The 16,654-nt window shown below is 73.1% G+C and carries 13 protein-coding genes; 4 read left to right on the top strand and 9 right to left on the bottom strand.

Annotated features, from left to right (window positions below; genetic code table 11):
- Positions 1-287 precede the first annotated feature (287 nt).
- Positions 288-1,250 carry a phosphatase PAP2 family protein gene (locus tag AB0P35_RS03755; RefSeq protein ID WP_095877053.1) on the top strand — a complete coding sequence of 321 codons (963 nt, stop codon included), beginning with the start codon at positions 288-290 and terminating at the stop codon, positions 1,248-1,250.
- Between the two features lie 51 nt (positions 1,251-1,301).
- Here the strand turns inward: AB0P35_RS03755 and AB0P35_RS03750 are convergent, their stop codons facing one another.
- Positions 1,302-4,325: a bifunctional [glutamine synthetase] adenylyltransferase/[glutamine synthetase]-adenylyl-L-tyrosine phosphorylase gene (locus tag AB0P35_RS03750; protein ID WP_363506020.1), complete on the bottom strand. Its 3,024-nt coding sequence runs from the start codon at positions 4,323-4,325 to the stop codon at positions 1,302-1,304.
- Between the two features lie 127 nt (positions 4,326-4,452).
- Entirely contained in the window at positions 4,453-5,661 is a 1,209-nt protein-coding gene (locus AB0P35_RS03745) for a glycosyltransferase family 2 protein (protein WP_363506335.1), read from the bottom strand.
- A gap of 382 nt (positions 5,662-6,043) precedes the next feature.
- Here AB0P35_RS03745 and AB0P35_RS03740 point away from each other — a divergent pair, with 382 nt between their 5' ends.
- Complete coding sequence (locus AB0P35_RS03740; RefSeq protein WP_363506017.1) at positions 6,044-6,853, top strand: beta-glucanase; 810 nt, start codon at positions 6,044-6,046, stop codon at positions 6,851-6,853.
- Between the two features lie 27 nt (positions 6,854-6,880).
- On the opposite strand, the gene AB0P35_RS03735 is transcribed toward AB0P35_RS03740, so the two are convergent.
- The 3 genes from AB0P35_RS03735 to glnA all read right to left on the bottom strand — a co-directional run bounded on the left by AB0P35_RS03735 (position 6,881) and on the right by glnA (position 9,347).
- Positions 6,881-7,171, bottom strand: coding sequence for a hypothetical protein (locus AB0P35_RS03735; RefSeq protein WP_363506014.1), 291 nt, complete (start codon positions 7,169-7,171; stop codon positions 6,881-6,883).
- A gap of 389 nt (positions 7,172-7,560) precedes the next feature.
- Positions 7,561-7,761 (bottom strand): hypothetical protein, encoded by a 201-nt coding sequence (locus tag AB0P35_RS03730; RefSeq protein ID WP_095877058.1) that lies wholly within the window; start codon positions 7,759-7,761, stop codon positions 7,561-7,563.
- A gap of 224 nt (positions 7,762-7,985) precedes the next feature.
- Positions 7,986-9,347: a type I glutamate--ammonia ligase gene (gene glnA / locus AB0P35_RS03725; protein WP_095877079.1), complete on the bottom strand. Its 1,362-nt coding sequence runs from the start codon at positions 9,345-9,347 to the stop codon at positions 7,986-7,988.
- Between the two features lie 212 nt (positions 9,348-9,559).
- On the opposite strand from glnA, the gene AB0P35_RS03720 reads away from it, so the two are divergent.
- Positions 9,560-11,314: an NAD+ synthase gene (locus tag AB0P35_RS03720; RefSeq protein WP_363506010.1), complete on the top strand. Its 1,755-nt coding sequence runs from the start codon at positions 9,560-9,562 to the stop codon at positions 11,312-11,314.
- A gap of 40 nt (positions 11,315-11,354) precedes the next feature.
- Here AB0P35_RS03720 and AB0P35_RS03715 read toward each other — a convergent pair whose 3' ends face one another.
- From AB0P35_RS03715 to AB0P35_RS03700, 4 genes are all read right to left on the bottom strand, one after another.
- On the bottom strand, positions 11,355-11,921 hold the full coding sequence (locus tag AB0P35_RS03715) for a maleylpyruvate isomerase N-terminal domain-containing protein (RefSeq protein WP_363506007.1): 567 nt from the start codon (positions 11,919-11,921) through the stop codon (positions 11,355-11,357).
- A gap of 78 nt (positions 11,922-11,999) precedes the next feature.
- Positions 12,000-12,995, bottom strand: a complete 996-nt coding sequence (locus tag AB0P35_RS03710; protein ID WP_363506004.1) for an endonuclease/exonuclease/phosphatase family protein — start codon at positions 12,993-12,995, stop codon at positions 12,000-12,002.
- A 189-nt stretch (positions 12,996-13,184) separates the two neighbouring features.
- Positions 13,185-13,856, bottom strand: coding sequence for a TetR/AcrR family transcriptional regulator (locus AB0P35_RS03705; RefSeq protein WP_095877083.1), 672 nt, complete (start codon positions 13,854-13,856; stop codon positions 13,185-13,187).
- A gap of 23 nt (positions 13,857-13,879) precedes the next feature.
- Positions 13,880-15,481, bottom strand: a complete 1,602-nt coding sequence (locus tag AB0P35_RS03700) for an MFS transporter (protein WP_363506000.1) — start codon at positions 15,479-15,481, stop codon at positions 13,880-13,882.
- A 266-nt stretch (positions 15,482-15,747) separates the two neighbouring features.
- On the opposite strand from AB0P35_RS03700, the gene panB reads away from it, so the two are divergent.
- Positions 15,748-16,614: a 3-methyl-2-oxobutanoate hydroxymethyltransferase gene (panB, locus tag AB0P35_RS03695; RefSeq protein ID WP_095877085.1), complete on the top strand. Its 867-nt coding sequence runs from the start codon at positions 15,748-15,750 to the stop codon at positions 16,612-16,614.
- Positions 16,615-16,654 lie beyond the last annotated feature (40 nt).

The following is a 16,654-nucleotide window of genomic DNA, read 5'->3' as shown; positions in this document are numbered from 1 at the left end:
AGCCTGACAGCACCCGACGGGCTACCCCGCCTCTCGTCACTCGCCTCCGGGCCCATCGGGCCCATCGGGCCCTTCTGCCCCTTCCGGCCCTTCCGGCCCGGCACCGGCGCGCTCTTCGGCTCGCGAGGGATCCCCCGGGTCGACCCCGGTGATGCGCACACGCAACAATGGATTGCATGCGTCCCCCCAGGCTCACTCCCCCTCCGACCGCAGGGGGACAGCCGGTGAAGAATCCCCGACCAGAGGATGAGCGGACGGCCACGGGACGTCTGGCAGACTTCTCGTCCATGGGGGAACCGACCGAGATCCACGCAGCCGCCGCCGACCGCGCCGGCGCGGCGACCACCGGCGGTTCCGTCCCGGGCGAGGACACCCATCGGGTCTCGCTGCCGGACGGAGCCACCAGCGCCGCCCGTACGCGCTCCGCCGCGCTCCGCGCCCGGGTCCGCTCGCAGCGGCGTTCCCCCGCCCGGCCCCGGCTCTGGTTCGAGCTGGCGCTGATCGGCATCAGCTACTGGCTGTACTCGCTGGTCCGCAACGCCGTCCCGGAGCAGGCCTCGATCGCCCAGCGGCACGCCGACTGGGTGTGGCGCTTCGAGCGTGCCATCGGCGTCGGCATAGAGCGGGCGGTCAACCACACCGTCGACCGGGTCGAGTGGTTGATCGTCGGTATGAACTACTACTACGCGACCCTGCACTTCATCGTGACGATCGGCGTGCTGGTCTGGCTCTACCGCAGGCATCCGGGCCGCTACGCGGCCACCCGGACAGTCCTCTTCGTGACCACCGGCATCGCCTTGGTGGGCTTCTACTGCTTCCCGCTGGCACCGCCCCGGCTGATGACCGGCGGCAACTTCGTCGACACCGTCGCCGCCCACCACACCTGGGGGTCGATGGCCTCCGGCCCGGCGGCGCACGTCTCCAACCAGTACGCGGCGATGCCCTCGATGCACATCGGCTGGTCGCTCTGGTGCGGTCTGACGATCTTCTTCCTGGCCCGCCGCACCTGGGTGCGGGCGCTCGGCCTGGCCTATCCGGTGGCCACCCTGGTCGTGATCGTCTCGACCGCCAACCATTTCTGGATGGACGCCGTCGGCGGCGTGGCCTGCCTCGCGGTCGGCTTCCTCGCCGCCCGGCTGATCTACCACGTCTGGGCGTACCAGCTGCCCAGGGTGCCGGGCGGGCGGCGGCAGCTGCCGGTCACCGTGCCGGTGCACTGGACGACGCCGGTCGGCGCCGGCCGCAACTGACCGCGGCCCCGCGGCCGGGCCGCGGCCGTCACCGGCCCGCCACGGGCCCCGTCACGGGCCGTAGAACAGCCGCTCCACCACCGCGCGGGCCCGCCGGGTGGTGCGGCGGTAGTCGTCCACCAGCTCCCCGGAGTGCCCGGCCCCGTAGCCGAGGTAGCGGGCCACCCCGGAGAGCTCCCGGGCGTCGCCGGGGAAGCTGTCCCCGGGCCGGCCGCGCACCAGCATGACCGCGCTGCGCACCCTGGAGGCCAGCACCCAGGCGGCGTCCAGCACCGTCGCGTCCTCGTCCGTGACCAGCCCGGCCCGGGCTGCCTCCGCCAGCGCCGCGCGGGTGCGGGTGGTGCGCAGCCCCGGCAGTTCGTGACCGTGCTGGAGCTGGACGAGCTGCACCACCCATTCGACGTCGGCGAGGCCGCCCCGGCCGATCTTGGTGTGGGTGGTGGGGTCGGCACCGCGCGGGAGGCGCTCGGACTCGATCCTGGCCTTGATCCGCCGGATCTCCGTCAGGTCGCGCTCCGGGACGCCGCCGCCGGGGTAGCGCAGCGGGTCGATCAGCGCGCGGAACCGCTCCCCCAGGTCGGCGTCGCCGGCGACCGGTTCGGCGCGCAGCAGTGCCTGGCTCTCCCACACGTGCGACCAGCGCCGGTAGTAGGCGGCGTACGAGGCGAGGGTGCGCACCAGCGGGCCGTTGCGGCCCTCGGGCCGCAGGTCGGCGTCGACCAGCAGCGGCGGTTCGGTGGAGGGGGCGGCGAGCAGGGTGCGCAGTTCGTGGCAGACGGCGTGCGCGGCCCGGGCGGCGTCCTCGTCGAGGGCCTCCAGCACCGGTTCGTGGACGAGCAGGACGTCCGCGTCGGAGCCGTAGCCGAGTTCGTGGCCGCCGAAGCGGCCCATGGCGATCACGGCGATCCGGGTCGGCAGTTCGCCGTTGCGGGCCTCCCAGCCGGCGATGCAGGCGCGCAGGGCGCCCTGCAGGGTGGCGGCGTTGAGGGCGGTGAGCGCCTCGGCGGCGGTGTCCAGGGCCTCGGCGGGGTCGTCGCCGAGGCGGCCGAGCACATCGGCGGCGGAGGTCCGGAAGAGTTCCCGGCGGCGGACGGCGCGGGCCGCCGCGACGCCGGCCCCGGCGTCCCCGGCCCGGCCGACCGCGGCGAGGATCTCCTGCTCCAGGGCGGCCCGGCCGCGCGGCACCAGGCCCTGCGGGTCGCCGAGCATGGCGACCGCCTCGGGGGCGCGCAGCAGCAGGTCGGGCGCGAGCCGGCCGGCCGAGAGCACCCGGGCGAGCTGTTCGGCGGCGGCGCCCTCGTCGCGCAGCAGCCGCAGGTACCAGGGGGTGCGGCCGAGGGCGTCGGAGACCTGGCGGAAGTTGAGCAGTCCGGCGTCCGGGTCGGCGGAGTCGGCGAACCAGCCGAGCAGCACCGGCAGCAGGGTGCGCTGGATGGCGGCCTTGCGGCTGACACCGGCGGCGAGGGCCGTCAGGTGGCGCAGCGCGGCGGCCGGGTCGGCGTAGCCGAGGGCCTCCAGGCGGGCCTTGGCGGCGTCGGGCCGCAGGCCGGCCGCGCCGGCGGGGAGTTCCGCGACCGCGTCCAGCAGCGGCCGGTAGAAGAGCCGCTCGTGCAGCCGGCGGACCTCGACGGTGTGCCGCTTCCACTCGCGTTGCAGGGCGGCGACCGGGTCGGCCCGGGTGTCGTCGTTGATCAGGGTGGTGAGCGAGCGGGCGAGCCGGCGCTGGTCGGCCTGGCCGGTGGGCATGAGGTGGGTGCGGCGCAGCTTGTGCAGCTGGATGCGGTGCTCCAGCGAGCGCAGGAAGCGGTAGGCGGTGTCGAGGGACGCCGCGTCGGCGCGGCCGACGAAGCCGCCGGCGCTGAGGGCCTGCAGGGCCTGCAGGGTGTTGCCGCTGCGCAGCGAGGGGTCGGTGCGGCCGTGCACCAGCTGGAGCAGCTGGACGGCGAACTCGACGTCGCGCAGGCCGCCGGGGCCGAGCTTGAGCTGGCGGTCGAGCTCGGTGACGGGGATGGAGTCGACGACGCGGCGGCGCATCTGCTGGACGTCGGCGACGAAGTTCTCGCGGGCCGCGGCCTGCCAGACCAGCGGGGCGATGGCCTCGGTGTAGGCGGCGCCGAGCTCCTCGTCGCCGGCGACCGGGCGGGCCTTGAGCAGGGCCTGGAACTCCCAGGTCTTGGCCCAGCGCTGGTAGTAGGCGAGGTGGCTGGCGAGGGTGCGCACCAGCGGGCCGTTGCGGCCCTCCGGGCGGAGGTTGGCGTCGACCGGCCAGATGACGCCCTCGCCGGTGGTGTCGGAGCAGATCCGCATCAGCCGGGCGGCGAGCCGGGTGGCGGCCTGCACCGCGCGGTGCTCCTCGGTCTCCTCGCGCGGCTCGGCGACGAAGATCACGTCCACGTCGGAGACGTAGTTGAGCTCGCCGCCGCCGCACTTGCCCATGCCGATCACGGCGAGCCGGCAGGCGGCCGCGGCGTCCGGGTCCTCGGCGGAGGCGATGTCCAGGGCGGTCTGCAGGGTGGCGCCGGCGAGGTCGGCGAGTTCGGCGGAGGCCTGCGGGAGGTCGGTGGTGCCGGTGAGGTCGCGGGCGGCGATGGCGAGCAGGCAGCGGCGGTACGCGGTGCGCAGCACGTCGGGGCGGCGGTGCGGGTCGGCGGCCCACACGCGTTCGCCGAGGGCGCGGCGGAACTCGGCCGGGCCGGGGTGGATGTCGTGCTGCTCGAAGGTGACCAGGGCGTGCCAGTCCTCGGGGTGGCGGGCCAGGTGGTCGCCGAGGGCCGCGGAGGCGCCGAGGACGGCGAGCAGCCGGTCGCGCAGCGGTTTGGCGGTGGTGAGGGTGTCGCGCAGGGTGTGCCGCTCCGGCTCGTCGAGGGCCTCCAGGAGTCGGGCGAGGCCGAGCAGGGCGAGGTCGGGGTCGGCGGTGGAGCCGAGCGAGTCCAGCAGCAGGGAGTCGTCGGCGAGGCCGGTCAGCGCCGGTTCGGCGAGGCGTCTGACGGCCGTGTCCGGGTCTTCGAAGCCGCGCCTGACCAGCCGGACCTCCAGGCGGCTGGTCCGGCCGCCGGTCCGTTCTTCCACCGACATCGCCCCTCCCGATGTTCGCGGCCCCGTACGGCGGGTGCGCGTCTACGAGCCTACGGGCCGCGGTCGACGGCGGCCCGTCCGGCCCGTGACCCGGGCGGGGGTGCGTTCCCGCGCCCGGGGGCGCCGCTCAGGCGAGCAGCAGGGTGCGTCTGATCCGGCGCCACGGGAGGGCCGCGAGCGGCACCGCGACGGCGAGGGCGATACCGGTGGCGGCGAGGTCGGGGTCGCCGCGCAGCGTCCCGGTCAGGGCGGTGGCCCAGCCTGCGCCGGCGCCGAGCAGGCCGAGGGCGCGGCGGCGGCGGTCGGAGATCGGGGTGACGACGGTGCGGCGGCGCTGGCGCCCCGTCCAGGAGACGAGGTGCCGGCCGAGCACCCACTCGCGGAACATCACCCAGAGCGCGAAGGCGGTGCCGAGGGTGCCGACCAGCAGGTACGCGGGGTAGCAGGCGAGCGCCCGGCGGACCCCGAGCTGCAGGCTGGCGGTGGTGAGGGTGATCGCCACCATGACGAGGAACCACGAACCGAACCAGCGCACCGCGTCGAACTCGGTGAAGCCGGTGGCCAGGTGGTAGAGCAGCGAGGCGTAGCCCATGGCCAGCAGGACGCTGTCGACCATCATCGCGCCGAAGACCTTGGTGAAGCCCCAGCTGCGGAAGAACAGGCCCTTGTGCTTGTCGATGGCCTGGGCCCAGCCGGAGGCCCAGCGGTGGGTCTGCGCCCAGTAATCGCGCCAGCCGCTCGGGTCGCGGACGGCGACGAACTCGCCGCGCACGAAGCCGGCCGGGCGTCCGTGGCGGTTCATCTTGAGGGCGAGTTCGACGTCCTCGCAGAGGCTGTCGGTGGACCAGCCGCCGACCGCGCGCAGGTCGTCGGCCCGGTACACGCCCGCCGAGCCGGAGAGCACCGCGACCCAGCCGTGCCAGGTCTCGACGATGCGGGAGACCCGGTGCGCGGCGGCCCACTCGACGGCCCGGGAGCGCTGGAAGAGCCCGGTGCTGCTGTGCGGGGTGACGGACAGGCAGACACCGCCGTAGCCGCGCTCGTCCATGACCCGCAGGCAGGTCTCGAAGACCTGCTCGGAGGCGAAGTAGCCGTCGGCGTCGAGGAGCGCCACGTGGCTGGTCGCCACCTGCTCCAGGGCGCGGTTGAGCGACCGGGGCTTGCTGGCGAAGCCGACCTCGATCACGTCGGCGCCGCATTCCGCGGCGATCCGCGCCGTGTCGTCCGTGCACGAATCTGCAATGACGAGGACTTTCTGCGGCGGCACGGTCTGACGAAAAGCGGATTTCACCGCGGCCGCGATGAAATCCGCCTCGTTGTGTGCCGGAATCAGCACGGTGACGGAATTCGTCACCGCCGCGCGAACCACTTCACGGCCGCGCCGACCGCGGTCGTCGCACCCCCGATGGCCAGCATGGCGAGTGAGGCGACACCGGTGTGGGCAAGTCCGTACATTCCCTCTGCCTCCTGTTCCCTCCGTCCGTGGACGGATCTCGTCCGACGGCTCCGGCCGACCGGGGAGATGGTGCGGGCCGGTGGATGAGTCAGATTTACCATGCGCTCGTCGACTGTCAGCTCATCACACAGCACAGTCGCCGCGACTCTCCGTCAATTCATCCGGTCAGCTCTGGATACGGGCATCCGCCGCGCCGACCACGCATCGTGAAACCCACCGGAGCCCGACCGCCATCCGGACGGCCCCCGGTCCGAGGAGGGACATGCACCCGCTCAACCTGTTGCTGGCCGCCGCGCTCGCCGCAGCCCCCGGCACCACCGCGGCCCACCGGGCCGTCCCCGCCCCGAGCCGCGTCGTGTTCATGGACACCTTCGCCACCCTGGACGTCGGTCCGGGGCGCACCTGGGGCTGGCAGACCGCCGCCTACTCCCGGTGCACCGACAGCAGCGACAACCCGAACGCCTGGAAGCTCGACCGGCTCACCACCTCGGCGCTGTCGACCGCCTCCGGCCACCTCGTCATCACCGCCACCCGGCGGCCGGACGGCGCCTGGAACACCGGCCTGCTCACCACCGGCGACTCCTGCAGCTCCGGCGGCAACGGCACCCAGGTCCGCACCGGGGACTTCCTGCTCGCCCACATGCGCCTGCCCCAGGCCGACACCGGCACCTGGCCGGCCCTGTGGACCTGGCGGGACGGCCACAACGAGGTCGACGTCTTCGAATGGCACGCCGACCGCCCCGAGAGCATCGAGTTCGTCAACCACGTCCGCAGCGGCGACACCGTCTTCACCGCGCCGTGCGTCGGCGCCGGCAAGTGGATCTACATCGGCGCCCGCTTCGGCGCCGACAACACCACCTGGTACATCGGCACCGACCGCAACCGGCTCACCGCCGCCTTCGCCGACCACACCGGCGTCGGCCCCGACTTCGCCGCCTACCCGATCCTGAACCTCTCGGTCAACGACGGCGCCTTCCACTCGCGCCCGCGCGGCAGCACCCCGGCCAGGCTGGAGTCCGACCTGGTGATGATCCAGCGCCCGGCGCCCGGCGGCCTGCCCGACGCACCCTGACCGGCGTCGCCCCGGCGAACCGGCGGTTCACGCCACCTGCAGGCAGGCCCGTCCGGACGTCCCCGAGCTCGACAGATAGGTCCCCGCGGACCCGCGCCCGGCGACGCTCAGCAGCTCCATCCCGTGCCGGCCGCCCGGACCGTAACCGAGTTCGGTGAGCCTGCGGCAGAGCTCCGAGGTCTGCGCCTGGTCGGCGCCGGCGACCACGCTCACCATCAGCGAACGGCGGGGCAGCCCGGCCGGCGAGGGCTGGACGAGCACCGTCCCGTGGGCCACCCCCGGCAGGCAGCGGACCTCCTCCGGCGCGGTTTCCGCCACGGTGCCGGCCGCCGTCTCCGCGGCCGGGTCCTCCGTCGCGTCGGCGGCCGGGGACGGTGCGCACGCGGCCGGCGCCGGAACAGCGGTCCGTGGCGCCGGCCGCCCGACGTCCGCCGCGCCCTCCCCGTCCGTCCGACACCCCGTCACCGCCACCAGCCCGGCAGTCGCCACGACCGCCCACGCCAGTCCCCGCACGCGCATTCCCCGCCCCCGAGCCTGTTCGAACCAGGGACGATCATATCGACGCCACCACTCCCGGCCCGACCGCTCGGACCCACCCCCACCAGCACCGACACCCCATCAGCTTGACCCGCCCGGCCCACGATCCCCAGCCCTCAGACCCCTCGGAGACCCGAGGATCCCCGTGGGCCGGCCACCGGCACGCGGGGTCAGTCGGCCATGCGGGGCGGGTACTGCGGCGGTTGTGGGGCCGCTGCCGCATGTCGGCCCGCGATGGCGGCGGCGAGCGCCAGCAACGCCTCGACCTGCGCGACCTGCGCGCGAAGCTCGTTGGTGGCGTTGATTCCAGTGATCTTGGTCCGCGCCAGGATGTCGCTCGCGGCCTGCGCGTGCACCTCGTAGTCAGCCATACCGGACTCCGGTGTGTATGGGTCATGGGAACCGAGCTACGTCGAAAGTAAGCCGGAGCCCCGACCCCGGCACCCACTCCCCCGCAGATGGCGGACCCCGCCGGGCCGACCAGAACGGTCTCGGGGCCCGGAGACGGCCCGGGAGGAGCAACCGCCCCGGAAACGCCCATCGGGCCGACGGAACGCACGTCCGCCGGCCCGATGGGATCGACCCCGACCTGCGGCTACAGCACCTGGAGGTTCTTCCGCAGCTCGAACGGGGTGACCTCGGAGCGGTACTCCTCCCACTCCTGGCGCTTGTTGCGCAGGAAGAAGTCGAAGACGTGCTCGCCCAGGGTCTCGGCGACGAGTTCGCTGCGCTGCATCAGGTCGATGGCCTCGCCGAGGTTCTGCGGCATGGGCTGGATGCCCAGGGCGCGCCGCTCGGCGTCGGTGAGGGCCCACACGTCGTCGTCGGCGCCGGACGGGAGTTCGTAGCCCTCCTCGATGCCCTTGAGGCCGGCGGCGAGGGTGACGGCGTAGGCGAGGTAGGGGTTGCAGCCGGTGTCGAGGGAGCGGACCTCGACGCGGGTGGAGCCCTGCTTGCCGGGCTTGTACATCGGGACGCGGATCAGCGCGGAGCGGTTGTTGTGGCCCCAGCAGATGTACGAGGGGGCCTCGCCGCCGGCGCCCGCGGTGCGCTGCGAGCCGCCCCAGATGCGCTTGTAGGAGTTGACCCACTGGTTGGTGACGGCGGCGGTCTCGGCGGCGTGCTTGAGCAGGCCGGCGATGAAGGAGCGGCCGACCTTGGAGAGCTGGTACTCGGCGCCGGACTCGTGGAAGGCGTTGCGGTCGCCCTCGAAGAGGGAGACGTGGGTGTGCATGCCGGAGCCGGGGTGGTCGGAGAACGGCTTGGGCATGAAGCTGGCGTGCACGCCCTGCTCCAGCGCGACCTCCTTCATGACCAGGCGGAAGGTCATGATGTTGTCGGCGGTGGAGAGTGCGTCGGCGTAGCGCAGGTCGATCTCCTGCTGGCCGGGGGCGCCCTCGTGGTGGGAGAACTCCACCGAGATGCCCATCGACTCCAGCATGGTGATGGCCTGGCGGCGGAAGTCGTGGCCGACGCCGCGCGGAGTGTGGTCGAAGTAGCCGGACTGGTCGGCCGGGATGGGCGCGGTGCCGTCGCCGGGGAGGTTCTTCAGCAGGAAGAACTCGATCTCCGGGTGGGTGTAGAAAGTGAAGCCCAGGTCGGAGGCCTTCTCCAGGGTGCGCTTGAGCACGTACCGCGGGTCGGCGAAGGACGGGGAGCCGTCCGGCATGAGGATGTCGCAGAACATGCGCGCGGTGCCCGGGGTCTCGGAGCGCCACGGCAGTATCTGGAAGGTGGTCGGGTCCGGCTTGGCGATCATGTCGGACTCGTAGACGCGGGCGAAGCCCTCGATCGCCGAGCCGTCGAAGCCGATGCCTTCTTCGAAGGCCTGCTCCAGCTCGGCGGGCGCGACTGCGACCGACTTGAGGAACCCGAGGACGTCGGTGAACCACAGCCGGACAAAACGGATGTCACGCTCTTCGAGCGTGCGAAGCACGAACTCCTGCTGCTTGCCCATGGGGACAGTCTCACCTCTGCTCTTTACGTCCGTGTTACGCCCGGCGGCGACGGGGCGGTGGCCGGAGCGGCGTGTGGTCCCGCAACCGATCCCATCATGTCGGATCTTCGCCCGTCGTCCACCTTCGGGTGGTCACCGACCGCAGGGCGGACACCGGCCGCCGAGGGGGACCCCCCGAGACATAACGTCAGATAGACGATTACACTCGGGGCATGCCGAATCTGCGTCTCGCCCTGTGCCAGAACGACCCCTGGGTCGGCGACATCGCCCGCAACAGCGACGAGGTGGTGCGCTGGACCCGGCGGGCCGCCGATGCCGGTGCCCAGCTGGTCGCGTTCCCCGAGATGGCCCTGACCGGCTACCCGGTCGAGGACCTCGCCCTGCGCGGCTCCTTCGTGGAGGCCTCGCGCACCGCCCTGGTTGAACTCGCCGCCCGGCTCCGGGCCGAGGGCCTCGGCGAGGTGCCGGTGGTCGTCGGCTACCTGGGCCGCTCGGACCACGACTCGCCGCGCCTGCACCGCCCGGCCGGCTCCCCGCAGAACTGCGCGGCGGTGCTGCACCGTGGCGAGGTGGTCACCCGCTTCGCCAAGCACTACCTGCCGAACTACGGCGTCTTCGACGAGTACCGCTACTTCGTCCCCGGCGACCAGCTGGTGGTGCTGACCCTGCACGGCGTGGACGTCGCGCTGGCGATCTGCGAGGACATCTGGCAGGACGGCGGCCGCGCCACCGCGGCGGGCGAGGTCGGGGCGGGTCTGCTGCTGGTGGTCAACGGCTCGCCGTACGAGCGGAACAAGGACGACGTCCGGCTCGACCTGGTGCGCCGCCGCGCCGAGGAGGCCGGCTGCACCCTCGCGTACCTGAACATGGTCGGCGGCCAGGACGAGCTGGTCTTCGACGGCGACTCGGTGGTCGTCTCGGCCGGTGGCGAGGTGCTGGCCCGCGCGCCGCAGTTCGAGGAGAGGCTGCTGCTCACCGACCTGGAGCTGCCGGCCGCCTCGGCCGAGCACACCGACGGGCTGATCCTCACCGACGGCCTGCACCTGGTGCGGGTGGACCTCGGCGGCGAGCCGCTGCCCGCCCCGGCCGAGCCGGTCGCCGCGGAGATCGCGCCGCGGCTGGACGACGAGGCGGAGATCTACGCCGCGCTGGTCGAGGGCACCCGGGCGTACGTGCGGAAGAACGGCTTCAAGTCGGTGCTGATCGGCCTCTCCGGCGGTATCGACTCGGCGCTGGTCGCCGCGATCGCGGTGGACGCGGTGGGCGCGGAGAACGTGCACTGCATCTCGATGCCGAGCCGGTACTCCTCGGAGCACTCCAAGGACGATGCGGCCGAGCTGGCGCGGCGCACCGGGCTGAACTTCCGCACCGTGCCGATCGCCCCGATGTTCGACGCCTACATGGGCTCGCTGGGGCTGACCGGCCTGGCGGAGGAGAACCTGCAGTCCCGGCTGCGCGGCACGCTGCTGATGGCGGTCTCCAACCAGGAGGGCCACATCGTCCTCGCGCCGGGCAACAAGAGCGAGCTCGCGGTCGGCTACTCGACGCTGTACGGCGACTCGGTGGGCGCGTACGGGCCGATCAAGGACGTCTACAAGTCGCTGATCTTCCGCCTCGCGAAGTGGCGCAACGAGGCGGCCGGGGCGCGCGGCGAGGTGCCGCCGATCCCGGAGAACACCATCAGCAAGCCGCCGTCCGCGGAGCTGCGTCCGGACCAGGTCGACACCGACTCGCTGCCCGACTACGACCTGCTGGACACCGTGCTCGACCTGTACGTCGAGGGCGACCTCGGCCGGGACGCGATCGTCGCCAAGGGCTACCCGCCCGAGGTGGTGGACCGGGTGGTCCGGCTGGTCGACACCGCCGAGTACAAGCGCCGGCAGTACCCGCCGGGCCCGAAGATCTCAGCCAAGGGCTTCGGCCGGGACCGCCGGCTGCCGATCACCAACCGGTGGCGGCGCGGCTGACCCGTGCGGTGCGCCGCGGCGGGCGGTTCCGGCGGGCGGCTCAGCCGAGGGAGGCCTGCCAGGTCCAGGAGGTGCGCCGGGGCCGCCCGGCCAGGGCGGCCCGCCCGGTGCACCAGAGCAGGACGGCTGCCGGATCGCCGGCCGGGGCGTCCGGGAAGAGCCGGGTCAGCACCGCGGCGCACAGTGACGCGGGCGGGTGCCACTCGGCGCCGAGGCCGCGGGTGATGTCCCAGGTGTGCAGCAGGGTCTCGGCGACGCCCATGGCGGCGAAGCCGGACGGGTCGCACGGGCCCCAGTGCCAGGCCCTGGCCTCCGGCCCGGAAACGGCGAGCGCCCCGACCAGCAGGCCCCCGGCGGCCCGGACGACCTGCAGCACCTCGTCGACCGGCGCTTGCCGGCGGACCACCAGGTCGAAGGGCAGGTAGCTCTCGCGGGGCCGGGCGGCGAGCTGGCCGGCGTAGGCGAGCAGGTCGTGCGCGACGTGCACGGCGGTCTCGCGGCACGTCCAGGTGAGCGGCCCGGCCGTGACGGACCAGTCGTCCTCCTCGTGGAGGATGAGCACGCCCAGTGCCGCGGTGAGGGCGCGGTCCACGTCGCGTCCGTCCATGCCAGCCATCGTCGCACGGGATGAACCGACACGGGCCGGTGGAACACGGGCCGGCAGCGGCACCGGCACCGGGCGGCGTCAGTACCGGTAGGTGGCGGTGATCGCGCGGTGGTCGCTGCCGTCGGAGGGCAGCACCCGGGAGTCGGTCGGCGTGAGCTTGCCCTTGCTGAGGATCTGGTCGATCCGGGCCATCGGGAAGGAGGCCGGCCAGGAGAAGCCGAAGCCGTCGCCGGCGGCGCCCTGGGCGGAGCGCATCTGCGAGGTGATCGGGGCCAGGCTGCGGTCGTTCATGGTGCCGTTGAGGTCGCCGAGCAGGATGACCTTCTTCAGCTGCTCGGCCTCGATGGCGTCGCCGAGGGCCTGTGCGCTGTGGTCGCGCCGGCCTGCGGTGAAGCCGCTCTCGGACTTGATCCGCACCGAGGGCAGGTGGGCGACGTAGACGGCGAGCGGGCCCTGGGGCGTGGTGACCTCGGCCCGGAAGGCGCGGGTCCAGCCGATCTTGATGTCGACCTCGTGGACGTCGTCGATCGGGTACGTCGACCACAGGCCGACGGTGCCCCGCACGACGTGGTGCGGGTAGCGGGCGGCCAGGCCCTCGGTGTAGGTGGCGACGGCGCTCGGGGCGAGCTCCTCCAGGGCGACGATCTGCGCGCCGGAGCCGTTGAGCAGCGTGAGGGTGCCGGCCGTGTCGCTGTTGGCGGCGGCCACGTTGTGGGTGAGCACGGTGAAGTCGCCGCGGCCGCCGCTCTTGTCGGTCAGCAGGCCGCCGAACAGGTTGAGCCAGACGATGACGGGCAGCAGCACCGCGGTCAGCGCGGTCGCCGAGCGGCGCCACAGGCCGACCGCGAGGAGCACCGGCACGGCCAGGCCCAGCCAGGGCAGGAAGGTCTCCAGCAGGCTGCCGAGGTTGCCCCAGCGGTTGGGGACGGCCGCGTGGAAGGCCAGCAGCAGCGCCGTGAGCACGGCGAACCCGGCGGTGACCCAGCCGCGGCGGGGGTCCAGCCAGCGGCGGCCCCCGACCGGCGGGGCCGGTGTGCCGTCCGCCGCTGCCACTGCCTCGTCCGCCTGCACCATGCGCCCCGCTCCTCCGCACCCGGCATGCACTCGTACCGCCGGGATGGTCCGTGCCTGTCTCCGGCCGAGCCGGGCGGGCGTGTGCGGCGGTCGGTGGGACCGCCCGGCACACGCCCGGTCGTATTCTCGGCTCAGCCTATGACGGCATGGACGCGCACGTGCCACCCGAAGGTTGCGGCACGCCCCGGATCAGCGGGAATGCCCTCCGGACGGCTGCGCGCCGACCCCGTTGAGGACGGCGTCCACCATCTGTTCGGCGAGCGCCGGGTCGTCCAGCGGGGCCTCGTCCCAGAGCACGGTGCGCAGCAGGATCGGGCCGATGATGATCTCGCAGACCAGCTCGACGTCGAGGTCGGAGCGGAGCACGCCCTCGTCGATGCCGCGGCGCACGATGGCCCGGGCCAGCTCGCGGCGGGGCTTGACCACCTGTTCCTGGTAGGCCTCGCGGAGCTCCGGCCAGGCGTTCATCTGGCTGAGCGCGGACTTGAGCATCCAGCGGGAGCGCTTGGCGAGGCCGCGCTTGCGCATGTAGTCGACCATGCGGACGAGCTCTTCGCGGACGGTGCCGCCGACCGGCTCGGGCAGCGGCGACTCCAGCCGGGCGACGACCTCGACCAGCAGCGCCTCCTTGTTGGGCCAGCGCCGGTAGATGGTGGCCTTGCCGACGCCCGCGGCGGCCGCGATCCGCTCGATCGACAGCTCGGAGAGGCTCCTGCCGGACTCCATCAGCTCCTCGACGGCGGCGAAGATGGCCTGCTCGGCCGCCTCGCTGCGCGGGCGGCCCCGACGCGGGGCGCAGAGCTCCGCGGCGGGGCCGTCCTCGTCGACGCCGCATTCCGAGACGGTCGGTTCGGTGTGCATGGCGCCATTCTCTCCTGACGGGCTCAAACCCTGGTCGGGCGCGGCTCGCTGTCTGCCGGAGAACCGTCGGCCGGGGCGGGGACGGCGGCCGGGCCGGCCGGTGCCCTGCCGGGCAGGAGCACCAGGGCGAGCACCACGCCGAGGGCGGTGATGCCGGCGGAGAGGCCGGCGACCACGTGCATGGCGTGCACGAAGGCGTCCTCGGCGGGGGCGACCAGGGCCTGGGTGTGGGTGCGCTCGGCGATCGCGAGGGTGGCCTCCAGGGACTCGCCGGCCTTGTCGCGGATGCCGGCCGGGAGCTGGGCGAGGTGGTCGCTCATGCCGTCGCGGTAGACGGTGGACAGGACGGCGCCGAGCACGGCGACGCCGAGCGAGCCGCCGACCTGGCGGAAGGTGTTGTTGATGGCGGAGCCGGCGCCGGCCTTCTCGCGGGGCAGCGAGCCCATGATGGCGACGGTGACCGGGGGCATGACGTGGGCCATGCCGGCGCCCATGACGAAGCCGATCACGACCAGCACCCAGATCGGGGTGGTGGTGCCGAGCAGCAGGTAGCCGAGGAAGCCGAGCACGATCAGGGCCATGCCGCCGGCGCAGGTGGCGCGGACGCCGAAGCGGTCGACGACGAGCCGGGCGCGCGGGGCGAAGGCCATCTGGGCGGCGGCCAGCGGGAGCATCAGCAGGCCGGACTGCAGGGCGCTGTAGCCGCGGACGCTCTGGGTGTAGAAGACGCCGAAGAAGGAGACGCCCATCAGTGCGAAGAAGACCACGCCGATGACGACGACGGAGGCGGAGAACACCCGGTTGCGGAACCAGCTGACGTCCAGGGCGGGGTGGGTGGTGCGCCGCTCGAAGAGGACGAAGGCGGCCAGGGCGACCACGCCGACCAGGATCGGCACCCAGGCCCCGGGGGCGGTGAAGTCGGCGAGTTCGCCGCCCTTGATGATGCCGTAGATCAGCGCGACCAGGCCGATGACGGAGAGCAGCACGCCGACCGGGTCGAGCTTGCCGGGCTTGGGGTCGCGGGAGTTCGGCACCAGCAGCGACATGGCGACCAGCGCGACGAGCACGATCGGCACGTTGACGAGGAAGACCGAGCCCCACCAGAAGTGCTCGATGAGCAGGCCGCCGGTGATCGGGCCGATCGCGATGGCGAGGCCGACCGCGCCGGCCCAGATGCCGATCGCCTTCGGCTGCTCCTTGCGGTCGAAGACGTTCATGATGATGGCGAGGGTGGCGGGCATCACGAAGGCGCCGCCGAGGCCCATGACCGCGCGGAAGGCGATGAGCTGGCCGGGGCTGTCGGCGACGGCGGAGAGCAGCGAGCCGATGCCGAAGACGGCCATGCCGGCGAGCAGGGACCACTTGCGGCCGAGCCGGTCGCCGAGCAGGCCGGCGGTGAAGAGCAGGCCGGCGAAGACCAGCGTGTAGGAGTTGATCGCCCACTCGAGGTCGCTCTGGCTGGCGCCGAGGCCGGTGGGGGCGGGCTGGGCGATCGTCTTCATCGCCACGTTGAGGATCGAGTTGTCGAGGACGACGACGAGCAGGGCGAGGATCAGGGTGCCCAGGATCGCCCAGCGGCGGCGGTGGATCGCGTCGGATGTGCGCGGTGGCGCGGCGGTGGTCATGGTGTGGATTCCCCGTCCGTACGAGTTGCGACTGTGCGGACTTACGAGCCGATGGCGTCTCGTAACCCGTTCGGCTCAAGGGTAGCCCGTTTTTCGATACGAGACGGAGCCGTATCGCAAAGTCTGGGTAAAGGGTTCGCACGGCGTACGACGGGAACGGCCGGTGCCCCGGGTCTTTGCGGCGGGCGGGCGGCGTGCAAGCATGGGAGCAGATCCGGGGACGCCGTACGGCGCCACGAGACGACAACCCTTCAGGAGCCTGTTCGATGAACGCTTCTCCGCTTCAGCCTGCCTCGGCGCAGGAAGGCACCGTGCTCTACGGCGGCATCACCAACCGGCGCGTGACCGTGCGCGACCTGGCCAAGGCCAAGCAGCACGGCGAGCGCTGGGCGATGCTGACCGCCTACGACGCGCTGACCGCCGGTGTCTTCGACGAGGCGGGCATCCCGGTGCTGCTCGTCGGTGACTCGGCAGGCAACTGCCACCTCGGCTACGAGACCACCGTGCCGGTGACCATGGACCAGATGGTGATGCTCTCCGCGGCGGTCGTCCGCGGCACCAAGCGGGCCCTGGTCGTCGGCGACATGCCCTTCGGCTCCTACCAGGAGTCGCCCGCCCAGGCCATGCACAACGCCGCCCGCCTGATGAAGGAGGCGGGTGTCGGGGCCGTCAAGCTGGAGGGCGGGGAGCGCAGCGCCCGCTCGATCGAGCTGCTGGTCGAGGCCGGCATCCCGGTGATGGCGCACATCGGCCTCACCCCGCAGTCCGTGCACGCCTTCGGCGGCTACCCCGTCCAGGGCCGCGGCGACGAGGCGGCCCACCAACTGCTGCGCGACGCCAAGGCCGTGCAGCAGGCCGGCGCCTTCTCGGTCGTGCTGGAGGCCGTCCCCGCCGAGCTCGCCGCCCAGGTCACCGAGCAGCTGGCGATCCCGACCGTCGGCATCGGCGCGGGCGTCGGCACCGACGCCCAGGTGCTGGTCTGGACGGACATGGCGGGCATGACGGCCGGCCGGGTGCCGAAGTTCGTCAAGCAGTACGCCAACCTGCGGGCCGTTCTCGGCGACGCCGCCCGCGAGTTCGCCGCCGAGGTCACCGCGGGCACCTTCCCGGCGCCCGAGCACAGCTTCAGCTGACCCCGGCTCCGGCCGACGCGGCGCCACGGCGCGCCCGCCC

It is taken from the genome of Kitasatospora sp. NPDC085879 (assembly GCF_040686255.1).
GTDB lineage: Bacteria > Actinomycetota > Actinomycetes > Streptomycetales > Streptomycetaceae > Kitasatospora.
Note: the sequence above shows the minus strand (reverse complement) of the source record. Positions and strands in the feature narration are given on the sequence as shown.

What these genes read in the sequence shown, in the direction of transcription:
- AB0P35_RS03730 (WP_095877058.1), bottom strand. Translation starts at nt 7,761, where the DNA reads ATGGCTGACTACGAGGTGCACGCGCAGGCCGCGAGCGACATCCTGGCG.
- AB0P35_RS03755 (WP_095877053.1), top strand. Translation starts at nt 288, where the DNA reads ATGGGGGAACCGACCGAGATCCACGCAGCCGCCGCCGACCGCGCCGGC.
- AB0P35_RS03710 (WP_363506004.1), bottom strand. Translation starts at nt 12,995, where the DNA reads ATGGTGCAGGCGGACGAGGCAGTGGCAGCGGCGGACGGCACACCGGCC.
- AB0P35_RS03705 (WP_095877083.1), bottom strand. Translation starts at nt 13,856, where the DNA reads ATGCACACCGAACCGACCGTCTCGGAATGCGGCGTCGACGAGGACGGC.
- AB0P35_RS03700 (WP_363506000.1), bottom strand. Translation starts at nt 15,481, where the DNA reads ATGACCACCGCCGCGCCACCGCGCACATCCGACGCGATCCACCGCCGC.
- AB0P35_RS03750 (WP_363506020.1), bottom strand. Translation starts at nt 4,325, where the DNA reads ATGTCGGTGGAAGAACGGACCGGCGGCCGGACCAGCCGCCTGGAGGTC.
- AB0P35_RS03740 (WP_363506017.1), top strand. Translation starts at nt 6,044, where the DNA reads ATGCACCCGCTCAACCTGTTGCTGGCCGCCGCGCTCGCCGCAGCCCCC.
- AB0P35_RS03720 (WP_363506010.1), top strand. Translation starts at nt 9,560, where the DNA reads ATGCCGAATCTGCGTCTCGCCCTGTGCCAGAACGACCCCTGGGTCGGC.
- glnA (WP_095877079.1), bottom strand. Translation starts at nt 9,347, where the DNA reads ATGGGCAAGCAGCAGGAGTTCGTGCTTCGCACGCTCGAAGAGCGTGAC.
- panB (WP_095877085.1), top strand. Translation starts at nt 15,748, where the DNA reads ATGAACGCTTCTCCGCTTCAGCCTGCCTCGGCGCAGGAAGGCACCGTG.
- AB0P35_RS03715 (WP_363506007.1), bottom strand. Translation starts at nt 11,921, where the DNA reads ATGGACGGACGCGACGTGGACCGCGCCCTCACCGCGGCACTGGGCGTG.